Origin of the sequence: Nocardia sp. NPDC051052 (assembly GCF_044456045.1) — a bacterium.
Classification (GTDB): domain Bacteria; phylum Actinomycetota; class Actinomycetes; order Mycobacteriales; family Mycobacteriaceae; genus Nocardia.
On sequence record NZ_JBITFL010000002.1, the window covers coordinates 352,747 to 377,208 of the forward strand.

Genomic DNA, 24,462 nt, shown 5'->3' on the forward strand with positions numbered 1-24,462 from the left:
GGGTTATCACCTCTTTCTCGCTGACCCACCCAACTCATGCCGTCAGGCCAAGGCGGGCTCCTCTTCCGCGTCCTCGAAGTTGAAGTAGACGGCCAGCATGAACGGCTCCGGCTCACCGTATGCCCAGGTCCACGAGACGTCGATCAGGAAGACATTGTGCTGGCTGATCCACTGCTGTGCCTTCCCGAACACTTCTGCGGCGGTCTCGGCAGAGAACTGTCGGCAGGCTATGGGGTGAACCTGGGAGTCTTCGTTGGAGTCGTCGAAGCCGCGCGGGACATCGATGCAGTAGTCAGGATTCATGTTCTGCATTGTGTCGCGGGGAGAGCCGGATTGAGCGGAAAATTCCTTCCCCTATCGACACGAAAAGACGTGAGCGGTGACCCATCCTGACGCGCGGGGTCACCGATTCAGCTGTCACGCCCGATCAGAGAAGCTCAGCCGACAGATGACCTAATCCGCGCCCGACAACCCTGCGCCGCATCGCCCAACTTGACTGTGCCTCAGCGGCATGGACTGGACTGCCAGGCGCCCGGCACTCACGTGCCGTGACGCACCAAACACTGCGTCCGGCGCACCGAAACCGGAGAAGCGCGCGAACGCGATTCCGATCATAGAGGAAGAGATTCATGAAATCCATTGCAGGAGAGCTCATCATCGGCTTATGCGCTATCGCCGTATGCCTGCTCGCCGCGCCTGTCGCAAGCGCCACACCGACCACCGGGGTCGAAGCGACGACACTGGCCGAAACCACCGTCGCCGGCACGCACTACATCCTGCGCGAGCTGACACTGCAGCCCGGCGCGACCACCGGATGGCACTATCACGACGGCCCGCTGTACGCCATCGTGCGCAACGGCATACTGAGCCATTACGATTCGAGCTGCGCCGTCGACGGATCCCACGGGCCAGGCCACACGATCATCGAGCCCAGCGGACCGGGGTACATCCACATCGGCAGGAATCAAGGCAGCCAACCGGTCGTACTCGACGTCCTGTACATGTTGCCGGTCGGCGCTCCGCCGTCCGAAGATGTCCCGAATCCGGGCTGCCCATTCAAGTGATGCTCTAAGACCATGTCTCACATGGATGTAGTTCATTCCGATCTCACTGAGATCGGTTGTGTTGCATGATGTTCGACCGTGATGGACGAACTGTCGAAACGCCTTGCGCCGGAAGGGCTTTGGGAGCTGGTCGAGCCGTTGCTGCCGGAGTTCGCGCCGCGGACCCAGGGTGGAGGCCGGGCGCCGGTGGATCAGCGGGCGGTGTTCACGGCGGTGGTGTACGTGCTGGCCAGCGGCTGTGCGTGGCGGATGCTGCCGCCGACGTTCGGTGTCAGCGTACCCACCGCGCACCGGCGGTTCACCGCGTGGACGAAGACCGGTGTATGGCGGCGGCTGCACCGGGCGGTGCTCGACGAACTCGGCTCCCAGGGCCTTATCGACTGGTCACGGGCGGTGGTCGATGCAGCGAGCATCCGGGCGAAAAAGGGGGCGATATGACCGGCCCCAGCCCGGTCGATCGCGGCAAAGCCGGCTCGAAGCTGCACGTGCTGTCCGATCGCGCGGGAATCCCGCTGGCCGTGGCCATTTCGGCGGCCAATACCAACGACGCCGAGGCGCTGCGGCCGCTGGTGCGGGCGATCCCGCCGGTACGGTCGCGGCGCGGACCACGACGCCGCCGACCGGGGAAACTACACGCCGACAAGGCCTACGACACCGCAGAGCTGCGGCTGTGGGTACGTCGGCGCGGCATGGTGGTGCGCATCGCCCGCAAGGGCATCGAGTCCTCCGAACGCCTCGGCCGCCACCGCTGGGTGATCGAGCGGTCGATTTCGTGGCTGACGGGCTACCACCGGCTCAACATCCGCTACGAGCGCAAAGGAATCCACTTCTGCGCCTTCCTGACACTGGCCGCCGCGCTCATCTGCTACAAGAAGCTGGCGAAAGCCCGAGTGTGACGAGGCACGATAACTATCACTGATCAGCCGCAGCGTACTGGCGGCTTCCGAAGGCGGAGCACCGTTTCCGTCACTGGATCGGCAGATTGGTCTCCACCGAACTCCTCGGACTGGCACAGCAATTGGGGCACGATGGGAGCATGGTCGAATCCTGGATCACTCCGAAGGCCGCCAAGGGCGTGGACAGCACCATCGCCGGCCGGGGTCTCGTCGCCACCGCGCCGATCGCCGCGGATGAGACCGTCGCGGTCAAGGGCGGCCACATCGTCACCACCGACGAGCTGCACGAGCTGTCGGAATACTTGCAGAATTCGGAGATCCAGATCGACGACAACCTGCACCTCGTCGCACAGACCGACGACGAGTACGAACACGTGATGCTGTTCATCAACCACTCCTGCGAGCCCAACGTCGGGTTCGCAGGAAACATTCTGCTCGTCGCCATGCGCGACATCGCCGAGGGCGAGGAGCTGACCACGGACTATGCGCTATTCGACGACTACGACGGTTCGATGGATTGCTCCTGCGGACGTTCGACGTGCCGCCGGGTGATCGACGGCCATGACTGGCAGCGCCCGGACCTGCAGGCCAAGTACAGCGGTTACTTCTCCCAGTACCTCACCCGCCACATCAGCTCTTCGTCACCTGCGTGACGGCGAATCTGCCGTACCGAAGCGACGGATAACGGTGCTCGGTCCCAAAGAGCTTCCAAATGAGACACCGTTTAAGCGGCATGGCGCTGCTGCCGCTGTATTGGCAACTAATGCGAGGCGCGAGTGCACTCCGCGCCGGCCTGCTGGTCGCGCCCCTGGGCCTCGGCGCGCTCCTGAGCCGCCGCTGGCCGGTGGTCTCCGTGACAAGATCGGAGTCCGATGGGTCGCGACCCTCGGCTTCGGGATCGTGAAACTGGCCACGGTACCTTTCGCACTCGCCGCCGAGTCCACCATTCAGTGGTACTTGATGGCGGCGTTGGTGATACGCGGATTCGGCATCGCTACGGTAGCGATTCCGCTACGAGCGGCCGCCTTCGTTGGTCTTCGACGGGAGGAGATCCCGCACCCCGCCAGAAATCATCGAATCCGCCGCGGCTGATCGCGACTACGAGGTCTCGGCTCGTTGGCCAACGCCAGTTACTCCAGTGAACAATGCGTCGTTGACCGTGTGCGCGGCTACCTTTTGAGCAAGGATCGTTGCCATATGCTGCAGGAGAGCCGTTTCCTGCCAGATGGATGGCCACACCCTGAGGGCGCTCGCATGTTCCGTCGGGCGGGCGCTGAGAGCAGCTGTTCTGCCGTCCCAACCTGCCGGCTGTTGCGCATCGTCCAGGCGGCAGCTGGCGCGATCGGTCAGGCTGCTCCGGTATCGCCGACGACCCCGCACGTGTCGGGCTATTCGGGTCAGCGTTCTACAGAGCGCGCCAACGCGGTCAGGGTCTGTCTCATCGTCTGCCGGTTGCGCACCGAGCGGCGGCCATGGACGGTGGTGAGCACCGAGAACATTTTAAGGAACAAGCTGCGCTCGTCGACGGTCCGCTCGATGACCTCACAACCATCGGGCTGCGCCTTGATCTCGTACTCCCACGTCGCGACCGGCCGACCGGAGGCCCGGACGGCGAAGGCGAAGCGTTCTCCGGGGTCTGCGGCCGTGACCGTGCAGATCGTGCTCCACCTGATCCACGGACGCCGATTGTCCCCGCGGAATGTCGATCCGACGGCGCCCGGCTCGCCGCTGAGCCACTGTGCTCCCGCAGACTCCGGACTCCACTCGTTCATCCGAGTCACGTCGGTGATCAGCTCATACACTTTGTGCGGGTCGCCGGCCATCACGCGCCGGAGCTCGACTGCTACCACGAAAAGACCTACCTAACAGTGTCGTTCGATTGGATCCGAGGAAACACCGTGCCGTGACGGCACGGTCAACACCAGATTCGGATTCAGCCAGCGACATCGACTGCGGCGCAGACTATTCAGCAATTTCGATTGCCGGATTTTCGGGACGACCAAGCCCCCACCTCGCACAAGGCCGCTGAATATCGTGCGGAGCGCCTGCTGCCTGACGACGCCATTGATCGGCCGTGAACCTCGAACACGTTCCGGGGCAAGCCTTCCGCGGGCCGGGTGTTCGGGTGTTGGCCAGGCACCGCTGATCCTGATTCTGGCCCGGTCCGGGGCTACAGCACCGGATGGCGATCCCGCCAGGGCGCCGCAGTCTCCAGTTGCGTGGCTACTCGCAGCAACAGGTCCTCGCGGCCGGGCGCGGCCACCAGTTGCACACCGATTGGCAGACCGTCGGCGTCGACATGTAAGGGCAGGGAGATCGCGGGCTGGCCGGCGAAGTTGACGAACGGGGTGAAGGGTGCAAACTGTTGGCCGCGGCGCAGTGAGGCCAGCGGGTCGGCCGAGTCGGAGGCAAGCGTGCCTGACAGTAGCGGCGGCTCGGCCAGCGTCGGGGTGAGCAGCAGATCGTGGTCGTCCCACCAGCTCGCCACCGACCGAGCGAACCCGGCAACGCCGTCGACTGCGGCCTGCCCATCCGCGGCGGTCACTTCCGCCCCGAGCATGCCGAGAGTCCAGTTGAGCGGCTCCACATCCGCCTCGGTGACCTCGCGACCCAACCGGCGGGCGAGGTCACCGAGGACATCGGCCATGCCCGTGGCCCAGAACGCCGGGAGCAGCCGGTCCAGCGTCGAGTCGCTCAGCACAGCCGGGAAGCCGGGCTCGACGTGATGCCCCAGCGACTCCAGCAGACTGGCCGCCGATCGTGCAGCTTCGGCGCAATCCGGGTGCACCGGGGAACCGTCGAACCGGGTGTCGAGCAAGCCGACCCGCAACCGGCCGGGATCTGCCCCCAGCTCGGCGAGGTAACCGCAAGCGTGGCCCGCGCCCGTGGCGTCGCGCCCAATGTTCAGCAGCAACGCGGTGTCACGCACCGACCGCGTCACGGCGTGCTCACCCATCAGATCCTGCACGGAGCCGACAGCGCGCTGCCCGGCCGCTCGCGAAGGCTTCAGGCCGACCAATCCGCAGCAGGATGCCGGGATACGGATCGAACCGGCGCCGTCGTTGCCGTGGGCGGCCGGCACCATCCCCGCGGCCACCGCGGCAGCGGCGCCACCGCTGGACCCGCCGGAGCACAGTACGGTGTTCCACGGGTTACGGGTGGCGCCCCAGGCCACGGAGTCAGAGGAGGGCACGGTGCCGAACTCACTGCTCGCCGTCCGCCCGGCGAAGATCAGCCCGGCCGCGCGCAAGCGCGCCACCAGTGCACTGTCCGCCTCGGCCGCCCGGGCCTGCACCTTCAACGCCACATTGCCGTCGGTGCAGACCTGCCCCGCGACAGCGGTCATCACGTCCTTGATCAGGAACGGAACACCGGCCAGCGGCCCGGTCGGCTCCGCCGCCGCGGCAGCACGGGCTTGGTCGAAGTAGCGCAGGGTGACCGCGCCGAGAGCGGGGTCGTAGCGCTCGATCCGCTCGATCGCGGCCTCGACGAGCTCGCCGGGCGTCACCTCCCCCGCCACGACGAGTGCGGCCTGATCGGTCGCATCCAGCCAACGGGTCTGATCGGAAAGCTTCTGGTATTGCATATTCACTTCCTCCGCGATTGATACCGGCGATTCCGCGAACGGTGATGCCGCACCCCGACAGTCAGCACACACCTCGCCACAACGGCACAGTCAAGATCAGCCCTGGGAGATCCCCGTCACATCCAGTGATGACACGCAAACGCGCGCAACCGATTCCGAGACCACACAACCTCGGTAGGCGCGGCGTAGAGCACAGGATCTATTCGTTTCAAGCTGCTGGGGACCGCGTCTCGAGCGAATGGGAACAGCAACGGCCGTGCGGAGGGTTGGTCTCAGTGGGCCGCGGTGTCGTGATCGAGGCGCGGCAGGCTCTCCGCACGAGCCCCCGACAGCAACCGCCCCAAGCGTTGCTATGGCCGCCTGAACCCGCACCGATGTGCGGATGGTGCGGCGGGCCGTCCGCCCTGACGACCGAAGGCAGACGGCAAGGCCGCAGGCAGCGAACGCAAAGTAGCGCCGAGCGACTCGGCTGACCGAATACTGGTCGGATGCACGAGTCGAACGGGCTGAGCCCGCTCGCGCCAACACAAGAGTTGAGTGTGCCGTCGCGGCACGGTGTCTGCTGGCAGGTGCCAGTGCGGCTCACCGACAGTCGCGGGCTGTGGCATCTCGCGCAGTCGCAGCCGGAAGAGGTAGCGGCCGCAGGCCGAGCGGAACGGAGCGATGATGACAGTTGACGACGGGCGTGGGCGGGAGGTGCTCGAAAGCGGTTTTCGCATACTCCGCGCACTGCCGGATGCGGACGAGCACCGCCAAATGTCGAGCCTCGCCGACCTCACCTCGATCCCCCGCTCGACCGTCCACCGCCTGCTACACCAACTACGCCGCAACAAGGCAGTCGACATCCGTCCCGACGGCCGATGGATAGTCTCGCCGCACCTACTCGAAATCACCGGACACGCACAGCCACTCGCGACTCACCGCACCGACCTCAACCGAATCATCCAGACACTGCGGGACCAGACCGGCGCCACCGTCTCCCTCGTCGTCCCGACCCAGACCTCACTGGTGGCGATCGAAATGGTCCCCGGCCGTGAGACCCTGCCCATCGACGCCTACGCAGGCATCGAAATGCCCGACCGCACCGCCGCAGCCCTGGTCCTCGATCCGAAACATCAACAGCTACACCGCCTCCGGCCGTTCGACGCCGCCGTGGACGACGAAGACCTGCTCGAGGGACTCAGCTGTTACGCACGGCGACTGACCCTGCCCCACGGACAGCGAGCCGCACTGCAGATCGCGACTTCCACCCGGGTACGGGCGGAAAACTTCGCCGCACACGTCCAGCGAGCAGCCAACATGATCGAGGGACTCACCGCACGCAGTACCCGCACCGGCGAATCCTCCAGTGGCCGTTGAGTGGACACCTTGTGGCACGCACGCAGCAGCCCGCACACGATACAGCTGTGAACCATTCGAAGATCGCCCTGATCACCGGGGCAAGCCGAGGATTCGGCCGCAGCATGACAACCCACCTGACCCAAGCCGGGATATCGGTCATCGGCACGTACCACCGCAGCGCAGACGAGGCGACGAAGTTGACGGCCGAGGTCGAGGGAAACGGCGGCGCGCTCACTTTTCTACATTTCGATGCCGCGCGCCACGACCTCATTCCCGCCTTCGCACAGAGCGTTTCAGGCGTGCTGTCCGATTGGGGCGCCCATCGGTTCGACTATCTGATCAACAACGCAGGCATCGGATATTTCACGCCGTTCACTGCGACGACCGAGGAGCAATTCGACGAACTGGTGGCGGTGAACCTGAAGGCGCCCTACTTCCTCACCCAGCACTTGTTGCCGCTACTCAACGACGGCGGCCGCATCTTGAACCTGTCCACCGCCCTGACAAAACGCGTCGTCCCCACCGGATCCGCCTACACGGCAACCAAAGCGGCGGTGGAGGTGCTCACCAGATATCTGGCGGTGGAACTGGCCGTGCGCGGAATCCGCGTGAACACCCTCCAGGGAGGCGCCACCGACGGTGATTTCGGCGGCGGCATCATGCGCACCGAGCACGTACGGGAACTGGCCGTCCAAACCATCGCGCTCGGCAGGATGGGAACCGCGAACGACCTCGCCGCGGCCGTGCCTGCCCTGCTCTCCACCGAATTCGGCTGGGCGACCGGAAGTCTGATCGAGCTCAACGGCGGCCAGAGTCTCTAACGCACCGTGCGCGCCGACACCATCGGGCAAGGCCGGATCATTGTCGGCGCGCGGGTGCGTGGCTACACCGAGACGTGCACGTCGAACTCGGTGGCCGTCTCCGCCCACGGCACCCGCCCGTCGAACACCTCGGCGCGCTGCTCGCGATAGGTCAGCAGCGCGTCACGGCAGATGCACCACCACGCCATCAGCGGCACCGCAGCACCCGCACAGCCCCACCCGGCCGTTCACGATCCGAAACCCCTGTCGGCTAAAACATTGCCGCATTCCGGGCGTTCACGCACGCGTCGACCTGCCTCCGACCGGGTATTGGCTCGATGCCACTGTGCGCACTCGTTCGTTCAGTCGTTGGTCTTGCCACTGAGGCACGGCCGAGTTTGTGGGCTTCGAGTCGGCCACTGTGGCCTCTTCATATTTGTCGCGCGAAGAGCCGCAGTAGTAGCCGGGCCTTACCTGCATCTATGCATAGCAGGCATAGTCGATCCGTGATCGGCATTTCACAAGCCAATTTAAGTCCTCGTACTCTCGTGGCAGGAAGAAACGTCCGCCCACGCCAAAAACCGGCTATTCCGGAAAAGGCCGAGGGCCTGTAAAGGAGTGGAAAAGACAATGCCTTTGGTGCGCATCGACCTTATTCGCGGCCGGACCCGCGACCAGATCAACATCATCGCGGATGGCATCCACCACGCGATCGTGGACGTACTGGGGATCCCCGAACGCGATCGGTTCCAAATCATCACCCAACATGACGCCGATGACGTGATCGCCCAGGACGCCGGCCTCGGATTCGGCCGCACCCCGGCCTTGGTCATGGTGCAGATCTTCACCCAGACCGGACGTACTGCCGAGGTCAAACAGAAGCTGTTCCACGCCATCGCCCGGTCCCTCGGTCACCTGGGAATCGACGGCCACGACGTGTTCATCAGCATCATGGAGAACACCGCACAGGATTGGTCCTTCGCACACGGACGCGCCCAGTACCTCGAAGGTGACCTGCCCATCCCCGCCTGAGCCCTCCGCACCCCGGATCATTCTTCGCTGAGGAGTCCCGCACCATGTCCGTGAACACACCGCTGACCACCCGCCTGACCACCGCGCTCGAACTCACCTCTCCCGTAGTTCTCGCGCCTATGGACCTCGTCTCCGGTGGCCGGCTCGCAGCCGCCGTCACCCGCGCCGGCGGCCTGGGCATGATAGGCGGCGGCTACGGGGACCGAGACTGGTTGATCCGCGAGTTCGCCAACGCCGGACAAGCCCGGGTGGGATGCGGTTTCATCACCTGGAGCCTCGCTCGCCAGCCCCGCCTGCTCGATGTCGCACTCGACCACAACCCGGTGGCGATCATGCTGTCCTTCGGTGACCCTGCGCCGTTCGTCGACCGCATCCACACCGCGGGCGCGAAGGTCATCTGCCAAATCCACAGTCTCGACGACGCACGTCGAGCCTTATCCGCAGGGGCCGACATTCTCGTCGCCCAAGGCGGTGAAGCCGGCGGCCACGGCACCGCCACACGCTCCACCTTCACCCTGGTCCCGGAGATCGCCGACCTCGCGGCCGCCACCGCACCGGGCACCCTCGTCCTCGCGGCCGGCGGCATCGCCGACGGGCGCGGCCTGGCCGCCGCACTCATGCTGGGCGCGGACGGAGCCTTGATCGGCACCCGCCTCTGGGCCAGCAGCGAGGCCCTGGTGCCGGGCCCGGCCCAGCGACACGCGCTCGAGGCCACCGGTGACGACACCATCCGCACCAGCGTCTACGACCTCGTCCGAGAAAACCCCTGGCCTGGCCACTACACCGGACGCGTGCTGTGTAACGCCTTCACTGCCCGCTGGCACGGACACGAATCTCGCCTCGTCGAGGCCCTCCCCGATGCCCAAACCACCTACCGGCAGGCACACGCACACCACGACCTCGACAACCTCAACATCATCGTCGGCGAAGCCGTCGGTCAGGTCCACGACGTCACCCCCGCAGCCGAGCTGCTCCACACGATCACCAACCAAGCCCACCGCCTCCTGACCGTCTGACACCGCCGACGCCGCTCGCCGGACGGCTTTCCAACGCACACAGCCGATTATGTGGTGTTGGGCGCACGGGTCTCTCTGACTCTGTAACGTCGCGTCGTTCGCTTGGCCGACATCGCAGCTGAGGACCTATCGGCTGCCCCGGCGATCCTATCGGCGGAGTTATTCGGCCAACTGGCCGGTTTCGCCGGTCGTCGCCGCATTCTAGGTTCGACCCGTGCACGCATGGTGGATACCGATCTCGACCAACCCCGGCCAGCGGCCGTTGTAATACACAGATTTTTAACCTGGAGTTCAAGATTAGGAATCCCATGGATCTCGAATTGACCGGCAAGACCGCCGTCGTCACCGGCGCCAGCCGTGGCATCGGGCTTGCCATCGCGCAGGCGCTGACCGATGAGGGCGTCCTCGTGGTCGGAAGTGCTCGAACGATCACGCCGGAACTCGAAAAGGCCACCGTCGCAGCAGTTTCCGCCGACCTTGCCACACCGGAGGGCGTGACCGCCCTGATGGACGCGGCGCTCATCGAACTGGGCGGGATCGACATCCTGATCAACAATGTCGGCAGCCTGGACGCGTCCACGTCGCCGGTGGCCATGGCATGTGGGGCATCACCCTCGGCCCGGTCACGGGAAGCTGCTCGCCCAACAGATCATGACCGGCACGCAACTCCCCGAACTGGCCCCGTTCCACCCACTGCGTTCGCCGTACGGCAACTGGCGCGTCGGTGACCCATCACGCGGGATGCCCTTCATCCGTGGATGAGAGCCTGCCCCGAGTGCCCGTGGTCGGCTCATCGCCAAGGAAAACAGAACTGTGATCGACAATCGCCCTTCGGACTCACCGAATGAACAATCCTCCGGTACCACTGGGAGCCGCATACAGACCACCATGCTCGGAATCGCCCTGACCGCGGCGATAAGCGGCCTGCCACCGTCCTGCAAACCCCGCCGATGGCCCGTCGGCGAGAGTGAAGCCGATGATGTGCCGATAACGAACACAGCCCGGTGAATCCGATCACCGAGGTTGTGCGGTGCCGTCATAGCTTTCCCGGCCTCCTCGTACGACGCAGCCGTCTGATTGCGACTTGACCGTGCCGTGACGGCATGGGCTGGACTGTCGAGTATCCGGCGCGCGAGTGCGGTGACCCGGTTACTGCTCATGTAAGGACGCTGCATCGATGCAGCACGATCCGATAGTCCTGGACCCGTCAGGCGCGACGGCTTCCACCTCCCCACTTCCACCACGCCGATCGAACTAGAGGTCAACAATGACATTCCTCGTAACGGGCGCCTCCAGCGGCATCGGTCGAGCGGTCGCCGTCAGGCTCGCTGAGGGCGGCCACGAGGTTGTGGCTGGCGTGCGGCGAATTGCCGACGCGCCAATCCACTCGCGCATCCGGCCGGTAGCGCTGGACGTCACCGACGCTGCGCAGCTGGCTGCGGCGGCGAAGGACGTCGGGCCACTGAGCGGCTTGATCAACAACGCTGGAGTCACCTTTTCCGGACCCATGGAACACATACCCCTGGATCGCTTTCGTGAGCAACTGGAGATCAACGTTGTCGGGGTCCTAGCCGTGACCCAGGCGTTCTTGCCCGCGATCAGGGCTGGACGCGGACGCATCGTCATGATCAGTTCGACCGCCGGTCTCGTCGCGGCACCCCTCCTCGGCGCCTATAGCGCCTCGAAGTTCGCCGTTGAAGCGATCGCGGACGTGTTGCGTCAGGAACTGGCGCCATGGGGTGTGCCCGTCGTCGTGGTCAACCCCGGTAGCTTCAAATCGCGGAACCGGGCCAAAACCGAGGCAACCGTGCAGACAGACCGCGCGATCATGGGAGAGGCGGCAGAGCGCCGGTACGGCCGGGCCATGGATGCCGCCACTCAGTTCAACAAAAAGGTAGAGGCCGGGGCCGGCGCGCCAGAGCGGGTCGCCGCCGTCGTCGAGCGAGTGCTCACCGCGCGCCGTCCCCGACCGCGCTACCTCATCGGTACCGACGCACGAATAGCTGTCGCGCTAAAGCGACTGCTCCCGGCCCGAACCATGGACACGCTGCTGACCAGAACCATGGGCCTACCACGGAACTCCCCGGACTGAGACTGAACCACTTATCGCCGACGCCAGCGCGGCGACGAAAGCGCACTCGCTATTTCTTGACGCCTCCAACGGCCGAGAAGCCAACTGACCCAGAGCCCGTCCCGTACGCCGACCGACGGAACTTCCAGGTCAACGCCGCCAGGTGATTGTCGAGAACCAGACGCTCGCGGAGAAGATGACCGCCTTCGGCGCGGTGACCACCTACCTGGCCGAACTGGTTACGCGCAAACGCGTCGCTCCAGGCGAAGACATACTGTCCGACCTGACTCGCGACCGGCTCAAAGACCTCATCACGACCGTACCCAACCCGCGCCGCGCCCGACTTGCGCTCAATGACCTTGAAGAGCGCGGCGGCCAAAGCCTCCCGGTTTCACGTCGACACGACAGCACTGACCGATCCCGTCCAGGCAACGAAGATGGCGATACGCAGCGTCGGCCGCCGCATCGCGGCGCTGACTGATGAGATCGACACAGCGGCATCATAATTGACCGGCCTGCTGGAAGCGCTGGCATCAACGACGATGGCACTGTTCGGCGTGTCCACCGAACATGCGGGGCAACTGCGCTCGGAATCCGCGTTCGCCGCGCTGTGCGCCGCCAATCCGATCCCGGCCAGCAGCGGCAAGACCCACCGCCACCGGCTCAACCCGTACTGCGACCGCGACGCCAACGCTGCTCTGCACATGATCGCGGTCGTGCGGATGGGCCACGACCCGGCCACCCGCGCCTACGTCGCCAGACGCCACACCGACGGCTGGTCGCGTTGCGGCACCGCGATTGCGCTCATGGTGACCAACCGCGACCTCCGAGCCGGCTCGCGTCTCGACGATTGGATGCTGCTGGATCACGGTGTGTTCTGATCGAGCGGCTCGATCGGATTGAGCATGACAACAATACGGGGTGCCGCGTAGGCGTTCTCGCTGAGCTTCAAGTACTGCTGGAAGTAGTCGCGCTGGAGGACTTCGTTGACGTATTCGTCCAAGTCTCGCCAGCGCTCGTGCAAGACGATCGTTCCGGGTTCATCGACAGATTCGTTGGCGTACAAGAAGACGCATCCCGGCTCTGATCGCGCGGGAACCAGAACCGCACGCAATGACGCGAGGTACTCCGTACGCGACTCTGGCTTGATGGTCAACGTCACATGCATGCTAACGGCTTGTCCCACAGTCGGATTCCATTCTGTTCTACGACAACTATCGTGCTGCAACCGATCACGTTGTTCGGCTGTTGATACTCGAAGGTGCGCAACCTATTCCGTGATCACTCGGGCTCGGTCGGCGCGGCGGGGTTTGGTAACTCTTCTCCACGCCGCGTTCCCGGATCCGGCCTGTCGCGCGTCGGATACTCGACAGTCAAGACCGTGCCGCCAGGGCACGGTCAAATCGCCATCAGACGCTGCGACTCGGCAGGAGTCCAGCAAAGCCGTAAGCGTGGTCAGCGTCGTCGCCACCATCCACCGAGTCATCGGACCATCGCACTACTGCGCCGCTTCCCCGCGCTCGCGCTGGCTGTCCCCGCCGACGACGTGAGACTCCGTACCGATATGAACCATCTACGGCGTCCGCGAACTACCCGTTACCTGGATTGAAATGCCCCGGTAAAGCGCGTTCAAAGACTGTCGGGGTAGTCGACGTGATCCAGTGCGCGTCTTGACCGTGCCCCCACGGCATACCAGACAGTGTCGTTCGGGGACAGGTTATCCGGGAGTGAAATTTCATGCACGATCATCCATCGAGAGGAGCCGCCGTATGACACGCCACGTTGAATTCCTGACAGCGGAACATATTTCGGGCGACCTTCCAGATGAGGTGGATATCGTGGTCGTCGGTGCGGGTGCGGCCGGCTGCGTCATCGCCGCGCGCCTCAGTACGGACCCGGATTGCCGGGTTCTGCTGCTGGAGGCGGGCAGCACGACCGGGCTCGAGCCGGAAGCCCGGACTCCTGGTGCGGCCATGCGGCTGTGGGGTGGCGAAACGTCCTGGGGCGACAGTTCGATTCCGCAGCCGTCGCTGTGCGGCCGCCGAATCGTGCTCCCGCAGGGGCGTGGCCTCGGCGGTGGCAGCACCATGAACGGAATGGCCTGGTTCCATGGCCATCCCGCCGACTACGACGGCTGGCACGCGGGCGGGGCCACCGGGTGGGCGTGGCAGGACGTGCAACCGATCTTCCGGGCCATCGAGCACAGTGAACTCGGCACGGACGAATGGCACGGGTCCGATGGCCAGATACGGGTGACGCGGACCAGGGACGTCACGGCACTGCCGCGCGGCTTCGTCGCCGCAGGCGCCGAACTCGGGCTCCCGGTGGTCGAAGACTTCAACGGCGCCGAGCGCGAGGGCATCGGTCTGCTTCAGTCCAACATCGACGACGGTCGGCGCCACAGTGTCGTGGACGGATATCTGGTGCCGGCCCTCGACCGAGCGAACCTCACCGTCCGGGCCGGGACCTTGGTGACGTCGATCGTCGTCGAACGAGGCCGAGCCGGTGCCGTGCTGTGCGTCGATGCCCGCGGAGCAGTGCGACGTATCGCCGCCCGGCGCTCGATCGTCCTGGCGGCGGGGGCATTACGAACCCCGCAGCTGCTCATGCTGTCCGGCATCGGTCCGGCTGACCACCTGCGCGAACACGGTATCGACGTCGTCTACGACCTGCCTGGGGTGGGTGCCAACCTGCAGGACCACCCGGCGGTCTCGACCACCTGGCCGGTTCTCGACGGGAGTCCGCTGTGGAGCACTGTCACCGGCGCGGACCTGCGCGCCTACCAACTGCTGCGCCGCGGGCTGCTGGCGTCGTTCACGCAGGCCGCAGCGAAAGTTCGGACCCGAGAGGATCTCCCGGGTCCCAACATCCAGCTCACGCTCGCACTGATCGGCATCGACCCCGACGGGCAGGTATACGGTCAACCGGCGGCGACCTGCTCGGTGTGCCTGCTGACCCCTGCAAGCCAGGGTGAGGTCCGGCTCGCCTCGGCCGATCCCACCGTGGCCCCGCTGGTCGACCCGAAATACCTTGACGTTCAGGCCGATCGCGACGGGCTGGTCGAAGGTCTGCGCTTGGCGCAGCGATTGTTCCAGGCACCCTCATTGAAGGCCGCGACCGGGGGCACGGCCCTCGGTCCCCACGCCTGGGACGACCGGACGCTCGACACCTGGATCCAGGAGCAAGGAGCCAGCGAATGGCACCCAGTCGGCACGTGCCGCATGGGTACCGACCCGGCGGCCGTCGTCGACTCGGCCACCATGCAGGTCAACGGAATTCAGGGACTCTACGTCGGTGATGCCTCGGTAATGCCCACAATCCCACGCGCGAACACCCACGCTCCCACCATCATGACCGCCGAACGCGCCGTGCAGCTGATGCGAAAGGTGAGGCCGGTGTAGGTCAACCAGGGCAGGCAACGCCGGTGCAGCGATTCGGTTGACCATGCCGCTGCGGCACACTCCAAACTGTCGTCCGAGCATCGGATCTCGGGATCGCTCGACACGACCGGAGTGCTGGTCACACGCAAAGGAGACAGGGCATGTCGATGAATACCGGTGATATGAGCTGGGGCATCGAGTACGAAGCAGTCATTGTCGGAGCAGGGTTCGCCGGACTCTATGCGCTGCATCGTCTTCGGGACACGCTCGGTCTCACGGTCAAAGTCTTCGATATCGCCGGCGACGTCGGTGGTACCCGGTATTGGAATCGGTACCCCGGTGCCCGCTGTGATATCGAAAGCTGGCACTACTCTTACTCTTTCTCCGAGGAACTGCAGCAGGAGTGGACCTGGAGCGAGCGATTCGCGGGGCAATCGGAGATCCTGCGGTACCTACAGCACGTGGCCGACCGGTTCGATCTGCGCCGAGATATCCAGTTCGACACCGCGGTCACCGCCGCAACCTATGACGAGGCGACCGATCGGTGGGATATCGAGACCAATGACGGCGAGAGAACACGGGCGCGCTACCTCATCTCGGCCGTGGGTAACCTGTCAGCGATCAAGGAACCGGATTTCGCAGGCGTGGAACAGTTTTCGGGCCCGATATACTCCACCACCCGATGGCCCCACGAGCAGATCGACTTCACCGGACTGCGAGTCGGCGTGATCGGGACGGGATCCAGTGGTATTCAGATCATTCCGGAGATCGCCGAACAGGCAGCACATCTCACGGTCTTCCAACGGACGGCGAACTACGCCACGCCGCTGCGCAATATTCCGTTGGCGCGGGCCAGAAGTGACCGCATCAAGGCTTCCTACCGGGAACTCAGAGCGCCTTCGCGGGACTCATTCGGCGGCCTCCCGTACGCCCGCGCGCACGGCGACGCGCTCGCGGCCACCGCCGAACAGCGCCAGCGCATCTACGAAGAATGTTGGAACGAAGGCGGATTCGCCTTTTTCGTCGGCTCCTTCTCCGACATCCTGAGCGACCGCGAAGCGAACGAGACCGCCGCCGAGTTCATCCGGGCCAAGATTCGCGAGCGGGTCACCGACCCGAACACCGCCGAACTCCTCGTTCCGCGCGGATACGCCTATGGCACCAAACGCCCGCCCTTGGAGACGAACTACTACGAGACATTCAACCTCGACCACGTCGACCTCATCGACGTCGGTAAGGAGCCCATCGCCGAAATCACGGCGCGGGGCATCCAGATCGGGAACACCGAATACTCGATGGACACAATGATTTTCGCGCTCGGTTTTGACGCGATGACCGGTCCGCTGCTCCGAATGGGCATCACCGGCCGCGTCGGACTCACCCTCAACGAGGCATGGTCGGCGGGCCCCCAGACCTACCTCGGTCTCATGACCCACGACTTCCCCAATCTGTTCATGATCACCGGGCCACAGTGTCCGGCCGCGTTCTCGGTCACGCCGATCGCGATCGAGAACCATGTCCACTGGATCAGCGACTGCATCGCGTATCTGCGCGACCACGATGCCGTATCGATCGAGCCGACACGCCACGCGCAGGACCGATTGGTCGCCCACACAAACAAGCTGGCCGAACGCACACTCCTACCGAGCACCAACTCGTGGTACACCGGCGCCAATATTCCTGGTAAACCCCGGGTTTGCATGGTCTACACCGGATCGGGTTCCGGCTACCAGGCAGCCTGTCGTGAGGCCGCCGGCGAGGGATATACGGGGTTCCATCTCCGGCTACTTTCATCGGCCCCCGCATCGAGGCAGCAGCCGACGCCAGCTGCTGACACGGCTTGACCATGCCGTGGCGGCGTGGTTTGAACTTGTTCCCCGAGACGGTGAACGTGGCCGACGCTCGGGTTATAGAAACGTGAGATAGCAGGTGTGCTCAGACGCACCCGCATATGTGGAGGTACCGTGGTTCGCATCGATATGCTTCCGAGCGCAGCAGCTTCGGACGACCAGCTGGTCGCCGAACTGACCGCGCTGATCAATCAGGTGTACGAGGTCGCCGAGGCAGGGATATGGGTGGACGGCGCCGCCCGCAGCACGCACGCGGAGGTGGCCGATCTCGTCGCGGCGGGTGAGATCGCGGTGGCCCGCGATTCGGATGGGGAGCTCGTGGGCTCGGTGCGGATTCAGCGGCTGGGCGACGGGATCGGTGAGTTCGGCATGCTGGTCGCCGCACCCGGTCGGCGTGGTACCGGTATCGGACGCGAGCTGGTCCGGTTCACGGAACGGCGCAGCGCCGAAAACGGTGCTCACACCATGCAATTGGAACTTCTCGTCCCGCGAGATTGGACCCATCCGGAGAAGAAGTTCCTTGCCGAGTGGTACACCCGCATCGGCTATCGCGTCGTCCGCCGCGGTGCTCTCGAAGACGACTATCCGCACCTTGCCCCGCTGTTGGCCACACCCTGCGCCTTCATGATCTACCACAAGCCGCTGCCATGAAACATGGGGCTCACACACCCGATGAGCCTCGCCGATAGTTCGGCGCGCCGACTACAGTGTGCCGCGGCAGAGGCGTTGAACGAGTTGGTCGGACGACGCGATGTATTGCGGCACGAGTTACCGACTGGCACTAACGGCCGAATTGCAGTCCGCGAAAAGAGCGGATCGTGCTGCCGAACATGCTCGCCAGACACCCCTATTTGGAATCGCGGCGTGCACGACGGGCCGTCGAACCACTCCAAGATGATGCGTGCGAACTCGACGGAGCTGGTCCAGGTGCATGAAATGCCCGGCCTAGGAGAGGGTTTCGACGCGAGGGCCCGCGGCCAAGCTGACCGCCGATACGAATCCACCTCGTCACGGCCCTACTTCCCGCAGGCGGGTCATGCAGCGGGAAGGTGCTCCTCGGCGAAGGCGACGGCGGCGGCGATCGCCTTGTCCGCAGCCGGGAGATGGCCGGCGAGCAGATGCCACACGTGCCCCATCTGCGGTTCGATGTCCAGACGGGTGGGGACAGCGTCGGTCGCCAACCTAGTAGCCAGCCTGATGGCGTCGCTGAGCATGACTTCATGACCGCCGATCTGGATCAGGACCGGAGGCAGTCCACGGGTGTCGGCGAATACAGGCGAGGCCAGCGGATTGTTCCGCGCAGTGCCGCCCAGAACGAGGTCCGCGGCGCTGTGCAGCCCCGCACGACTGACGGAAGGGTCGATGCCGTCCAGTGTGCGCATCGTGGCCCCGGTGTGTTCGAGGTTCGCCCAAGGAGAGATGGCAATCGACGCGGCCGGCATCGCAAGCCCACGGTCACGAGCCGCGACCAGAACGCTGATCGCCATCGCGCCACCGGCGGAGTCACCGGCGAACACGACGTTCCCCGGCGCGACGCCCTGGTCCAGCAGCCAGCGGTAGGCCGCGACCGCGTCATCGACGGCGGCGGGGAACACGGCCTCGGGCGCGAGCCGGTAATCCGGCACCAGAACACGGGCCCGCAGACGCTCGGCGAGAGTGCCGACCAAACCGCGGTAGCCCTGCGGGTCCCCCACTAGGTAGGCGCCACCATGCAGATAGACCAGGTGACGGCTGGTGACCGCATTCGCGGGGGTCGCATACTCGGCGGGCACCCCATCAGCGTCCACCGGGACGAAACTGACCCAGTTCGGTGCAGGAAAGCTGTCCTGGAAGAACTTCCGGTACGCGAGCCGGATGTCGTCCAGAGTGTCGGGCCCCTGCCCGGCGGCTGCAGCGAAGACACCACCGCTGCGTGCCGCCCATTCCTGATAGAAGGTCGGGACATCGATCGAAACCATGGCAGGTTCTCCTTGATTCGCAGGTGCAGGCGGCTGGGTTCGAGCCGCTGGGCGAAGTCTGCGACCTTCACATCAATGTGAAGGTCAAGTCGAACGGGCCGGACACGTCGTCGTAGGCTCGACCCCATGAGAATCGGAGAGCTGGCAGAACGCACCGGCATCTCCCGGCGGTTGCTTCGCTACTACGAGGAGCAGCAGCTGATCGCGCCCGGGCGTTCCTTCAACGGTTACCGCGAGTACGAGGAAGGCCACGTGGGCCGCGTGCTGCAGATCAAAGGGCTGCTCGACGCCGGGCTGCCGACCCGGATCATCCGCCAGATCCTGCCCTGCCTGGACAAGCCCCACAGCATCTACTTCGACGACCTGACACCGGAGATGCTCTCCATTCTGGAGCGCGAGCACGACCACCTGACCCAGCGCATCGACTGCCTCACCCACAATCGAGACGCGATCGCCGACTACCTGCGAACGGTCCGCAGCAGAGGGACCGCCACCGCTTCCCCCGAGCAGGTGGCCTGACCGCACACGCGAACCGGACGGTGGGACGACTCCACCAACCCACCGTTTCCGAACGGCTCGACCGCTGGTGGGTCGGGCAGGTCGCGGAACAGCCGTGGCTACACCACGCACACAGCGACTCCTATGTCCACGAAGCGGCGGAGCAGATTTGCAGGTGCGCCACGGTCGGTGATGAGATCGTGGACTGCACTCGCCGGGCAGATCAACGCCTCAGCTTCGGCGACGAGTTTGGGGCTGTCGGCGACGATGACGACTCGGCGAGCCCGAGTCGTCATCAGCCTCCCGATGCTGGATTCGGCTGCACAGCGCGTTCGCGCCCCGATATCGACGCCGAACGCATCGACTCCGAGTATCGCCAGGTCGAGGTCGACGTGGCGCAGGGTGTCGCCGGTGACCGATCCGGTCAACTCCATCGAGTCCGGCAGTGCCATCCCGCCGGTCACCACAAGTTTCACTCCCCCGCAGACCGTCGGGTCTCCGGCGACGGCGATGGCGTTGGTGACGATAGTGACGCGACGACGGTCCTCGGGCATCCGCGACGCCCTGCTCGCGATCGCGCGGGCAACTTCGAGGGTCGTGGTACCGCCGTTGAGACCCACGGTGGCACCGGCCGCGACCATGTCCGCGGCTGCCTGAGCAATGCGCTGCTTACTCGAACTCTGGCCGCTGCCTGCAGCCTGGAGTGCGCCCGAACGGTCGACCGCCCCACCGTGCGTGCGCCACACGAGTCCGCGTTCGTGCAGGCGATTGAGGTCCCGACGGATCGTGACACTGGAGACACCCAGCCTTTTGGCGGTGTCGTCGACATCGGCATGCCCTTGCGAGGTGATGAGCTCGAGCAGTGTGATCAGGCGCGCGTGCCGGTTCATTTGTGGGACCGCCTTTCCGAAGCCTGCGGAATAGTCCGAGTTCAGGGCGCCAATGTGCCGCGCAACGAGGGTTGCAGCAGACCGGAGTGAGCCTGGACCATCTCATCGCACAGGGCCCAGATCTGCTCCACCGTCAACGTCGCCGCGGTGGCTGGATCCACCATCGCCGCGTGCCGGATGTGGCGGGGTTCGTTGTCAACCGCGGCGGACACGACCAGTCCCGTCACGCTCAGGTAGGCCCGGTTCAAGGCCGCCAATTGCGGCGGAAGTGCGCCTATCGGTTGGGGGTGAACGCCTGACCCGTCGACGACGCAGGGAACTTCGACGACGCCGTTGGGCAGGTTGGTGATCAGGCCGCGGTTCGGGACATTGCCGTACACGGTTCGAGGTGTGTCGCTGACGATGCTGTGGATGATCTGGGGTGCGTATTCCATCGTGTTCTGCACCTCCAGCGGGTTTCCTTCGGCCAGCAAACGCCGGGTGAGTTCGTATACCGCGACGTTCTCGGCCACGATGCCGAGGTACTCACCGACAGGTATCCGCAGCCGCTGCACTTCACTGCCATGGTGCAGGTACCAGGGCACATATTCAGCCGAGTGCTCACTGGTCTCGGTCGGGTAGTAACCCAGCCGCCGGTACATGTCGACGCGCACGCGGCGCCGCAGTTCTGGATCATTCTCGATCAATGCATCGAGGCGGTCGTACAGGTCCTCCCCGGCACGGGTGAATTCCAGCACCCAAGCCTGATGGTTCACTCCGGCCGCACGGTAGGACACCTCCTCGAACGGCACATCGACCAGCTCCGCGAGTCCCCGCATGGTCCAGTACACCGAATGGCACACCCCGATAACGCGGGTCAGGCCGGTGACCTCGCGCAGGTACTGCACGTTCATCACCATCGGGTTGGTGTAGTTCAGCAACCACGCTTCCGGGCACACCTGCGCGATGTCCGCGCCGAGCGCCTTCAGGAAAGGAAACGTACGCAGGCCACGGAAGATGCCGCCGATCCCGAGGGTGTCGCCGATCGTCTGGCGCAAGCCGTAGCGGGCCGGGATGTCGAAGTCGATCTCGGTGGCCGCGCCCATCCCGATCTGGACAGTGTTGATGACGAAATCGGCGCCGTCCAGCGCGGTACGCCGGTTGGTATGCGCGGTGATGTTCGGGGCGGCGCCGCGGGCCTCGGCGATGAATTTCGCGGCCGCCTCGGCAGTTTCCAGCCGTTCCTGGTCGATGTCGTGCAACGCGATATGCGCTTGCTGTAGCTCGGGAAACGCCAGCAGATCCGCTAGCAATCCCTGAGTGAACTCGACGCTGCCCGCGCCGACGAATGCAATCTTAGTCATGGATTCTTTCCATTCCGTGGAACGTCGCCATCGCTTCGCTCCAGGTCGGTTGGGCGGTCGTGCCGCCGATGCCGCGCGTGGACAGTGCCCCGCAGATCGCCGCGATCTCGAGCGCCCGCTGTGCCGTGCTGCCCGCGAGGGTTGCGGCGACGAAGCCCGCGTCGAAGCTGTCGCCGGCGCCGACACTGTCCACTGCAATCACAGGTATTCCTTTGGTTCTCAACAGATTCCGGCCGTCGTAGGACAGCGCTCCGGCGGCACCGTCCTTCACCACCACGGTCGGGCCGTGCCCGGCAAGCGCGATGGCCGCGGCTTCGACGGTGTCCGCGTCGGCCAAATGCATAGCTTCGGCGGCATTGGGCAAAAGAAAATCGACCTCGGAGTACATTCCTGGCACCTGCCACCGCCCGGCCGGATCGTCGTTGGTGTCGAGGGACGTGGTGTGTCCCAGCGACCGGACTTCGGCGAACAGAGCCGGAAGCTGGGCAGCCAGTGCGGGCATCAGGAAGTACGATGCGGCATGGACGTGCCGGCAGCTCCGCAGCAGCGCGCGCGGCACATCGGCCGTGGTGGTCGCCGACAGCGTCCCAGGCGCGGTGACGATCGCCCGGTCGTCGTCACGGGTGACCACCACCGTGAGCGGAGTGGCCAGCTCGGGGTCGGTGATCAGGCCCGAGGTGTCCACCCCGTGCGCATCGAGGGAATCTCGCACAAATCGCCCGCTCTCGTCGGCCCCTACGCGGCCGGCGAAAGCGACGGTCAGTCCGAGGCGAGCGGCGCCGCAGGCCATGATCGCCCCGGAACCGCCCAGCGTGAGCACTCCGGAGGACGCGAGCTGTTCTCGCTGACCGAATTCCAGCGGTCCGGCCAGCGGTCCGACGATCACGTCGGGGTTGGCGTCCCCGATGACCAGCAGGTCGATCATGGTCATCCTTTCAGCCCACTATTGGCTATGGACTGGATGAACGCCTTCTGCGCGCCGAGGAACGCCAGCAGCACGGGCGCCACGGTGATCACGTTGCCCGCCATCACCGCAGACCAGTGCGTCTGATGCTGTCCGTGGAAGGTCGTCATGCCCAGCTGCAGGGTGTAGGTGCTGTCGTGGTTGAGGGCGATCAATGGCCAGGTCAGGTCGTTCCACGTGGTCAGGAAGGTCAGCACGGCGACGGTGCTCAGCGCCGGGCGCGAGAGTGGCAGCACGATTTGCCACAACACGCGCAACGTCGAACAGCCGTCGATCCACGCTGCCTCTTCCAGCTCGCGGGGCAGCGACAGGAAGAACTGCCGCATCAAGAACACCGCGAACGGCGTGACCAGGGCCGGCACGATCAGCGCGCCGAGGGTGTCGATGAGGCCAAGCCATTTCATCACGATGAATGTCGGAATCATCGTGAGCTGGAACGGTACGACCAGCGTCGCCAGCATCAGCACCAACATCGTTCGTGACCCGAGGAACCGCATCCGAGCGAACGCATATCCGCCCAGCGTTCCGAAGGCGAGATTCGAGACGACCGCGGTACCCGAGACGATCAGCGAGTTGACGAACCAGGTCGGGAACTTGGCGTTCGACAACACGTACCGGTAGCCATCGAGATGAATGCCCGAGGGCCACATCGTGGGCGGGAACTTGTTGATTTCCGCGTCGGTCATCACCGAGCTGAGCGTCAACCAGATCAGCGGCACCGCGAAGAGCAGCGCTAACGGAGCCAGCAGCAAGTGCCACGCACTGAACGGCAGCCGGAGCCGACGAGCAGCAGCGGCGGCACCGTTGGACGGCAGTCGAATACGACTGTGCGCGTGGGCGATCACCGCAAATTCCCTTCCGTCGAGCGGCGGCGCGCCATGAGCCGTCGGGCCAGGCCTAGTCCCAACAGGACAACCGCGAGGACATAGGCCGCCGCGGCGCCGTAGCCCGCGGTGAAGTTGCGGAAAGCCTGCTGCCAGATGAAGAAGACGATCAAGGTCGTCGAGCCGAGCGGGCCGCCTTTGGTCGATACATACACCAGGTCGAACACCTGCAGCGCGGTGATCGCCTGCCACACCAGAAGGAACATCGTCACCGGCATTACCGTGGGAAACACAATGTGCCGCAACAGATTCCAGCGACCGGCGCCATCGAGACGCGCGGCCTCGAGCAATGTCTGTGGCACATCCTGCAGCGCGGCCAGATACACCACGACGCAAAACCCGGACCCGCTCCACAAGGTGATCGCGATCAGGACGAACAGGGCTTGTGCGGGGTCGGTGAGAAATCCCTGCGGAGACAGCCCCACGCGGTGTAGCAACGAATTCACCATACCGACCTGCGGGTCGAGCATGAAGGAGAACAACACGCCCTGAGCGGTCGCCGACACCACGAACGGCACGAAGAACAGCGTCCGATACAGGCTTACGAACCGCAGGCGTCGATTGAGCGCCAGCGCCAGCGCCAGCCCGAAGGCGATGCTCAGCGGCACGAACAACACCGTATAGATCAGCGTATTCCGCACAGCCTGACCGAAATTCGGATCCTGGAACAGAGCGCTGTAGTTGTCCATCCCGACCCAGCGACTGGGGGTGACCAAGTCGTTGGCTTGGAACGACAACAACAGCGACCAGATCACCGGAATCAAGCTCAAGCCGAGAATGACCAGAACAGACGGCGAGATGAACAGCCATGCGGTCCTCGACTCGCGCCGACGTCGGCGCATATCCCGCGGCAGCGGTGTCAGGGCAATAGGAACGGGAGACACGGGAC

Annotated in this window: 25 protein-coding genes and 3 pseudogenes; 17 read left to right on the top strand and 11 right to left on the bottom strand. The window is 65.0% G+C overall.

Annotation, left to right across the window (positions count from 1 at the left end; translation table 11 throughout):
- Positions 1-42: 42 nt before the first annotated feature.
- Complete coding sequence (locus ACIBCN_RS06610; protein ID WP_396990499.1) at positions 43-303, bottom strand: hypothetical protein; 261 nt, start codon at positions 301-303, stop codon at positions 43-45.
- A gap of 326 nt (positions 304-629) precedes the next feature.
- On the opposite strand from ACIBCN_RS06610, the gene ACIBCN_RS06615 reads away from it, so the two are divergent.
- From ACIBCN_RS06615 to ACIBCN_RS06625, 3 genes are all read left to right on the top strand, one after another.
- A complete protein-coding gene (locus tag ACIBCN_RS06615; RefSeq protein ID WP_396990500.1) occupies positions 630-1,064 on the top strand; it encodes a cupin in 435 nt (144 codons plus the stop codon).
- Between the two features lie 90 nt (positions 1,065-1,154).
- Positions 1,155-1,960 (top strand): IS5 family transposase gene (locus tag ACIBCN_RS06620; RefSeq protein ID WP_396991148.1). Its coding sequence is split into 2 segments (ribosomal slippage): positions 1,155-1,491 and positions 1,491-1,960, totalling 807 coding nucleotides; the frame shifts between segments, so codons are not numbered across the junction.
- A gap of 140 nt (positions 1,961-2,100) precedes the next feature.
- Positions 2,101-2,613 carry an SET domain-containing protein gene (locus tag ACIBCN_RS06625; RefSeq protein ID WP_396990501.1) on the top strand — a complete coding sequence of 171 codons (513 nt, stop codon included), beginning with the start codon at positions 2,101-2,103 and terminating at the stop codon, positions 2,611-2,613.
- Positions 2,614-3,357: 744 nt separating this feature from the next.
- Here the strand turns inward: ACIBCN_RS06625 and ACIBCN_RS06630 are convergent.
- Together ACIBCN_RS06630 and ACIBCN_RS06635 are read right to left on the bottom strand one after the other, a co-directional pair.
- On the bottom strand, positions 3,358-3,810 hold the full coding sequence (locus ACIBCN_RS06630) for an SRPBCC family protein (protein ID WP_396990502.1): 453 nt from the start codon (positions 3,808-3,810) through the stop codon (positions 3,358-3,360).
- Positions 3,811-4,130: 320 nt separating this feature from the next.
- A complete protein-coding gene (locus tag ACIBCN_RS06635) occupies positions 4,131-5,546 on the bottom strand; it encodes an amidase (protein ID WP_396990503.1) in 1,416 nt (471 codons plus the stop codon).
- 488 nt (positions 5,547-6,034) lie between these two features.
- Between ACIBCN_RS06635 and ACIBCN_RS06640 the strand changes: the two genes are divergently transcribed.
- The 3 genes from ACIBCN_RS06640 to ACIBCN_RS06650 are packed head-to-tail and all read left to right on the top strand — an operon-like array spanning position 6,035 to position 7,708.
- Positions 6,035-6,223, top strand: a complete 189-nt coding sequence (locus ACIBCN_RS06640) for a hypothetical protein (RefSeq protein ID WP_396990504.1) — start codon at positions 6,035-6,037, stop codon at positions 6,221-6,223.
- Positions 6,213-6,905: a helix-turn-helix domain-containing protein gene (locus tag ACIBCN_RS06645; protein ID WP_396990505.1), complete on the top strand. Its 693-nt coding sequence runs from the start codon at positions 6,213-6,215 to the stop codon at positions 6,903-6,905. The genes ACIBCN_RS06640 and ACIBCN_RS06645 overlap by 11 nt, the downstream gene beginning before the upstream one ends.
- A gap of 47 nt (positions 6,906-6,952) precedes the next feature.
- On the top strand, positions 6,953-7,708 hold the full coding sequence (locus ACIBCN_RS06650) for an SDR family NAD(P)-dependent oxidoreductase (RefSeq protein ID WP_396990506.1): 756 nt from the start codon (positions 6,953-6,955) through the stop codon (positions 7,706-7,708).
- Positions 7,709-7,770: 62 nt separating this feature from the next.
- On the opposite strand, the gene ACIBCN_RS06655 is transcribed toward ACIBCN_RS06650, so the two are convergent.
- Complete coding sequence (locus tag ACIBCN_RS06655; protein WP_396990507.1) at positions 7,771-7,896, bottom strand: hypothetical protein; 126 nt, start codon at positions 7,894-7,896, stop codon at positions 7,771-7,773.
- 421 nt (positions 7,897-8,317) lie between these two features.
- On the opposite strand from ACIBCN_RS06655, the gene ACIBCN_RS06660 reads away from it, so the two are divergent.
- The 7 genes and pseudogenes from ACIBCN_RS06660 (at position 8,318) to ACIBCN_RS06690 (ending at position 12,687) form a co-directional block, all read left to right on the top strand.
- Positions 8,318-8,719: a tautomerase family protein gene (locus ACIBCN_RS06660; RefSeq protein WP_396990508.1), complete on the top strand. Its 402-nt coding sequence runs from the start codon at positions 8,318-8,320 to the stop codon at positions 8,717-8,719.
- A complete protein-coding gene (locus ACIBCN_RS06665) occupies positions 8,716-9,735 on the top strand; it encodes a nitronate monooxygenase (RefSeq protein WP_396991149.1) in 1,020 nt (339 codons plus the stop codon). The genes ACIBCN_RS06660 and ACIBCN_RS06665 overlap by 4 nt, the downstream gene beginning before the upstream one ends.
- A gap of 308 nt (positions 9,736-10,043) precedes the next feature.
- Positions 10,044-10,250, top strand: a pseudogene (locus tag ACIBCN_RS06670) (SDR family NAD(P)-dependent oxidoreductase); the annotation flags it as partial.
- Positions 10,251-10,306: 56 nt separating this feature from the next.
- A pseudogene (locus ACIBCN_RS06675) lies at positions 10,307-10,434 on the top strand (amino acid dehydrogenase); the annotation flags it as partial.
- A gap of 568 nt (positions 10,435-11,002) precedes the next feature.
- Positions 11,003-11,827 carry an SDR family NAD(P)-dependent oxidoreductase gene (locus ACIBCN_RS06680; RefSeq protein ID WP_396990509.1) on the top strand — a complete coding sequence of 275 codons (825 nt, stop codon included), beginning with the start codon at positions 11,003-11,005 and terminating at the stop codon, positions 11,825-11,827.
- 98 nt (positions 11,828-11,925) lie between these two features.
- A pseudogene (locus ACIBCN_RS06685) lies at positions 11,926-12,101 on the top strand (cytochrome P450); the annotation flags it as partial.
- A gap of 247 nt (positions 12,102-12,348) precedes the next feature.
- Positions 12,349-12,687, top strand: a complete 339-nt coding sequence (locus ACIBCN_RS06690; protein ID WP_396990510.1) for a transposase — start codon at positions 12,349-12,351, stop codon at positions 12,685-12,687.
- Here ACIBCN_RS06690 and ACIBCN_RS06695 read toward each other — a convergent pair.
- Positions 12,672-12,968: a putative quinol monooxygenase gene (locus tag ACIBCN_RS06695; RefSeq protein WP_396990511.1), complete on the bottom strand. Its 297-nt coding sequence runs from the start codon at positions 12,966-12,968 to the stop codon at positions 12,672-12,674. The genes ACIBCN_RS06690 and ACIBCN_RS06695 overlap by 16 nt on opposite strands.
- Before the next feature lie 607 nt (positions 12,969-13,575).
- Between ACIBCN_RS06695 and ACIBCN_RS06700 the strand changes: the two genes are divergently transcribed.
- The 3 genes from ACIBCN_RS06700 to ACIBCN_RS06710 all read left to right on the top strand — a co-directional run bounded on the left by ACIBCN_RS06700 (position 13,576) and on the right by ACIBCN_RS06710 (position 17,687).
- Positions 13,576-15,207 (top strand): GMC family oxidoreductase, encoded by a 1,632-nt coding sequence (locus tag ACIBCN_RS06700; protein ID WP_396990512.1) that lies wholly within the window; start codon positions 13,576-13,578, stop codon positions 15,205-15,207.
- A gap of 140 nt (positions 15,208-15,347) precedes the next feature.
- Positions 15,348-17,030, top strand: a complete 1,683-nt coding sequence (locus tag ACIBCN_RS06705) for a flavin-containing monooxygenase (protein WP_396990514.1) — start codon at positions 15,348-15,350, stop codon at positions 17,028-17,030.
- Positions 17,031-17,150: 120 nt separating this feature from the next.
- Positions 17,151-17,687, top strand: a complete 537-nt coding sequence (locus ACIBCN_RS06710) for a GNAT family N-acetyltransferase (RefSeq protein WP_396990515.1) — start codon at positions 17,151-17,153, stop codon at positions 17,685-17,687.
- A 383-nt stretch (positions 17,688-18,070) separates the two neighbouring features.
- Here the strand turns inward: ACIBCN_RS06710 and ACIBCN_RS06715 are convergent, their stop codons facing one another.
- Positions 18,071-18,994, bottom strand: coding sequence for an alpha/beta hydrolase (locus tag ACIBCN_RS06715; RefSeq protein ID WP_396990516.1), 924 nt, complete (start codon positions 18,992-18,994; stop codon positions 18,071-18,073).
- 126 nt (positions 18,995-19,120) lie between these two features.
- Here ACIBCN_RS06715 and ACIBCN_RS06720 point away from each other — a divergent pair, with 126 nt between their 5' ends.
- Positions 19,121-19,513, top strand: coding sequence for a MerR family transcriptional regulator (locus tag ACIBCN_RS06720; RefSeq protein WP_396990517.1), 393 nt, complete (start codon positions 19,121-19,123; stop codon positions 19,511-19,513).
- A 98-nt stretch (positions 19,514-19,611) separates the two neighbouring features.
- Here the strand turns inward: ACIBCN_RS06720 and ACIBCN_RS06725 are convergent, their stop codons facing one another.
- Genes ACIBCN_RS06725 through ACIBCN_RS06745 form a run of 5 tightly spaced genes read right to left on the bottom strand, consistent with a single transcriptional unit; the run spans position 19,612 to position 24,457 of the window.
- Positions 19,612-20,382, bottom strand: coding sequence for a DeoR/GlpR family DNA-binding transcription regulator (locus ACIBCN_RS06725; protein ID WP_396990518.1), 771 nt, complete (start codon positions 20,380-20,382; stop codon positions 19,612-19,614).
- A 41-nt stretch (positions 20,383-20,423) separates the two neighbouring features.
- Positions 20,424-21,725: an alpha-glucosidase/alpha-galactosidase gene (locus ACIBCN_RS06730; protein WP_396990519.1), complete on the bottom strand. Its 1,302-nt coding sequence runs from the start codon at positions 21,723-21,725 to the stop codon at positions 20,424-20,426.
- Positions 21,718-22,656 carry a carbohydrate kinase family protein gene (locus ACIBCN_RS06735; protein ID WP_396990520.1) on the bottom strand — a complete coding sequence of 313 codons (939 nt, stop codon included), beginning with the start codon at positions 22,654-22,656 and terminating at the stop codon, positions 21,718-21,720. The genes ACIBCN_RS06730 and ACIBCN_RS06735 overlap by 8 nt, the downstream gene beginning before the upstream one ends.
- Complete coding sequence (locus ACIBCN_RS06740) at positions 22,653-23,534, bottom strand: carbohydrate ABC transporter permease (protein WP_396990521.1); 882 nt, start codon at positions 23,532-23,534, stop codon at positions 22,653-22,655. Before ACIBCN_RS06740 ends, ACIBCN_RS06735 begins: the two co-directional genes overlap by 4 nt.
- On the bottom strand, positions 23,531-24,457 hold the full coding sequence (locus ACIBCN_RS06745; RefSeq protein ID WP_396990522.1) for a carbohydrate ABC transporter permease: 927 nt from the start codon (positions 24,455-24,457) through the stop codon (positions 23,531-23,533). The genes ACIBCN_RS06740 and ACIBCN_RS06745 overlap by 4 nt, the downstream gene beginning before the upstream one ends.
- Positions 24,458-24,462: the final 5 nt, after the last annotated feature.

Excerpts from the sequence above, each read along its gene's own strand:
- ACIBCN_RS06610 (WP_396990499.1), bottom strand. The coding sequence starts at position 303 with ATGAATCCTGACTACTGCATCGATGTCCCGCGCGGCTTCGACGACTCC.
- ACIBCN_RS06615 (WP_396990500.1), top strand. The coding sequence starts at position 630 with ATGAAATCCATTGCAGGAGAGCTCATCATCGGCTTATGCGCTATCGCC.
- ACIBCN_RS06625 (WP_396990501.1), top strand. The coding sequence starts at position 2,101 with ATGGTCGAATCCTGGATCACTCCGAAGGCCGCCAAGGGCGTGGACAGC.
- ACIBCN_RS06635 (WP_396990503.1), bottom strand. The coding sequence starts at position 5,546 with ATGCAATACCAGAAGCTTTCCGATCAGACCCGTTGGCTGGATGCGACC.
- ACIBCN_RS06640 (WP_396990504.1), top strand. The coding sequence starts at position 6,035 with ATGCACGAGTCGAACGGGCTGAGCCCGCTCGCGCCAACACAAGAGTTG.
- ACIBCN_RS06645 (WP_396990505.1), top strand. The coding sequence starts at position 6,213 with ATGACAGTTGACGACGGGCGTGGGCGGGAGGTGCTCGAAAGCGGTTTT.
- ACIBCN_RS06655 (WP_396990507.1), bottom strand. The coding sequence starts at position 7,896 with ATGGCGTGGTGGTGCATCTGCCGTGACGCGCTGCTGACCTATCGCGAG.
- ACIBCN_RS06660 (WP_396990508.1), top strand. The coding sequence starts at position 8,318 with ATGCCTTTGGTGCGCATCGACCTTATTCGCGGCCGGACCCGCGACCAG.
- ACIBCN_RS06680 (WP_396990509.1), top strand. The coding sequence starts at position 11,003 with ATGACATTCCTCGTAACGGGCGCCTCCAGCGGCATCGGTCGAGCGGTC.
- ACIBCN_RS06690 (WP_396990510.1), top strand. The coding sequence starts at position 12,349 with ATGGCACTGTTCGGCGTGTCCACCGAACATGCGGGGCAACTGCGCTCG.
- ACIBCN_RS06700 (WP_396990512.1), top strand. The coding sequence starts at position 13,576 with ATGACACGCCACGTTGAATTCCTGACAGCGGAACATATTTCGGGCGAC.
- ACIBCN_RS06705 (WP_396990514.1), top strand. The coding sequence starts at position 15,348 with ATGTCGATGAATACCGGTGATATGAGCTGGGGCATCGAGTACGAAGCA.
- ACIBCN_RS06715 (WP_396990516.1), bottom strand. The coding sequence starts at position 18,994 with ATGGTTTCGATCGATGTCCCGACCTTCTATCAGGAATGGGCGGCACGC.
- ACIBCN_RS06720 (WP_396990517.1), top strand. The coding sequence starts at position 19,121 with ATGAGAATCGGAGAGCTGGCAGAACGCACCGGCATCTCCCGGCGGTTG.
- ACIBCN_RS06725 (WP_396990518.1), bottom strand. The coding sequence starts at position 20,382 with ATGAACCGGCACGCGCGCCTGATCACACTGCTCGAGCTCATCACCTCG.
- ACIBCN_RS06730 (WP_396990519.1), bottom strand. The coding sequence starts at position 21,725 with ATGACTAAGATTGCATTCGTCGGCGCGGGCAGCGTCGAGTTCACTCAG.
- ACIBCN_RS06735 (WP_396990520.1), bottom strand. The coding sequence starts at position 22,656 with ATGACCATGATCGACCTGCTGGTCATCGGGGACGCCAACCCCGACGTG.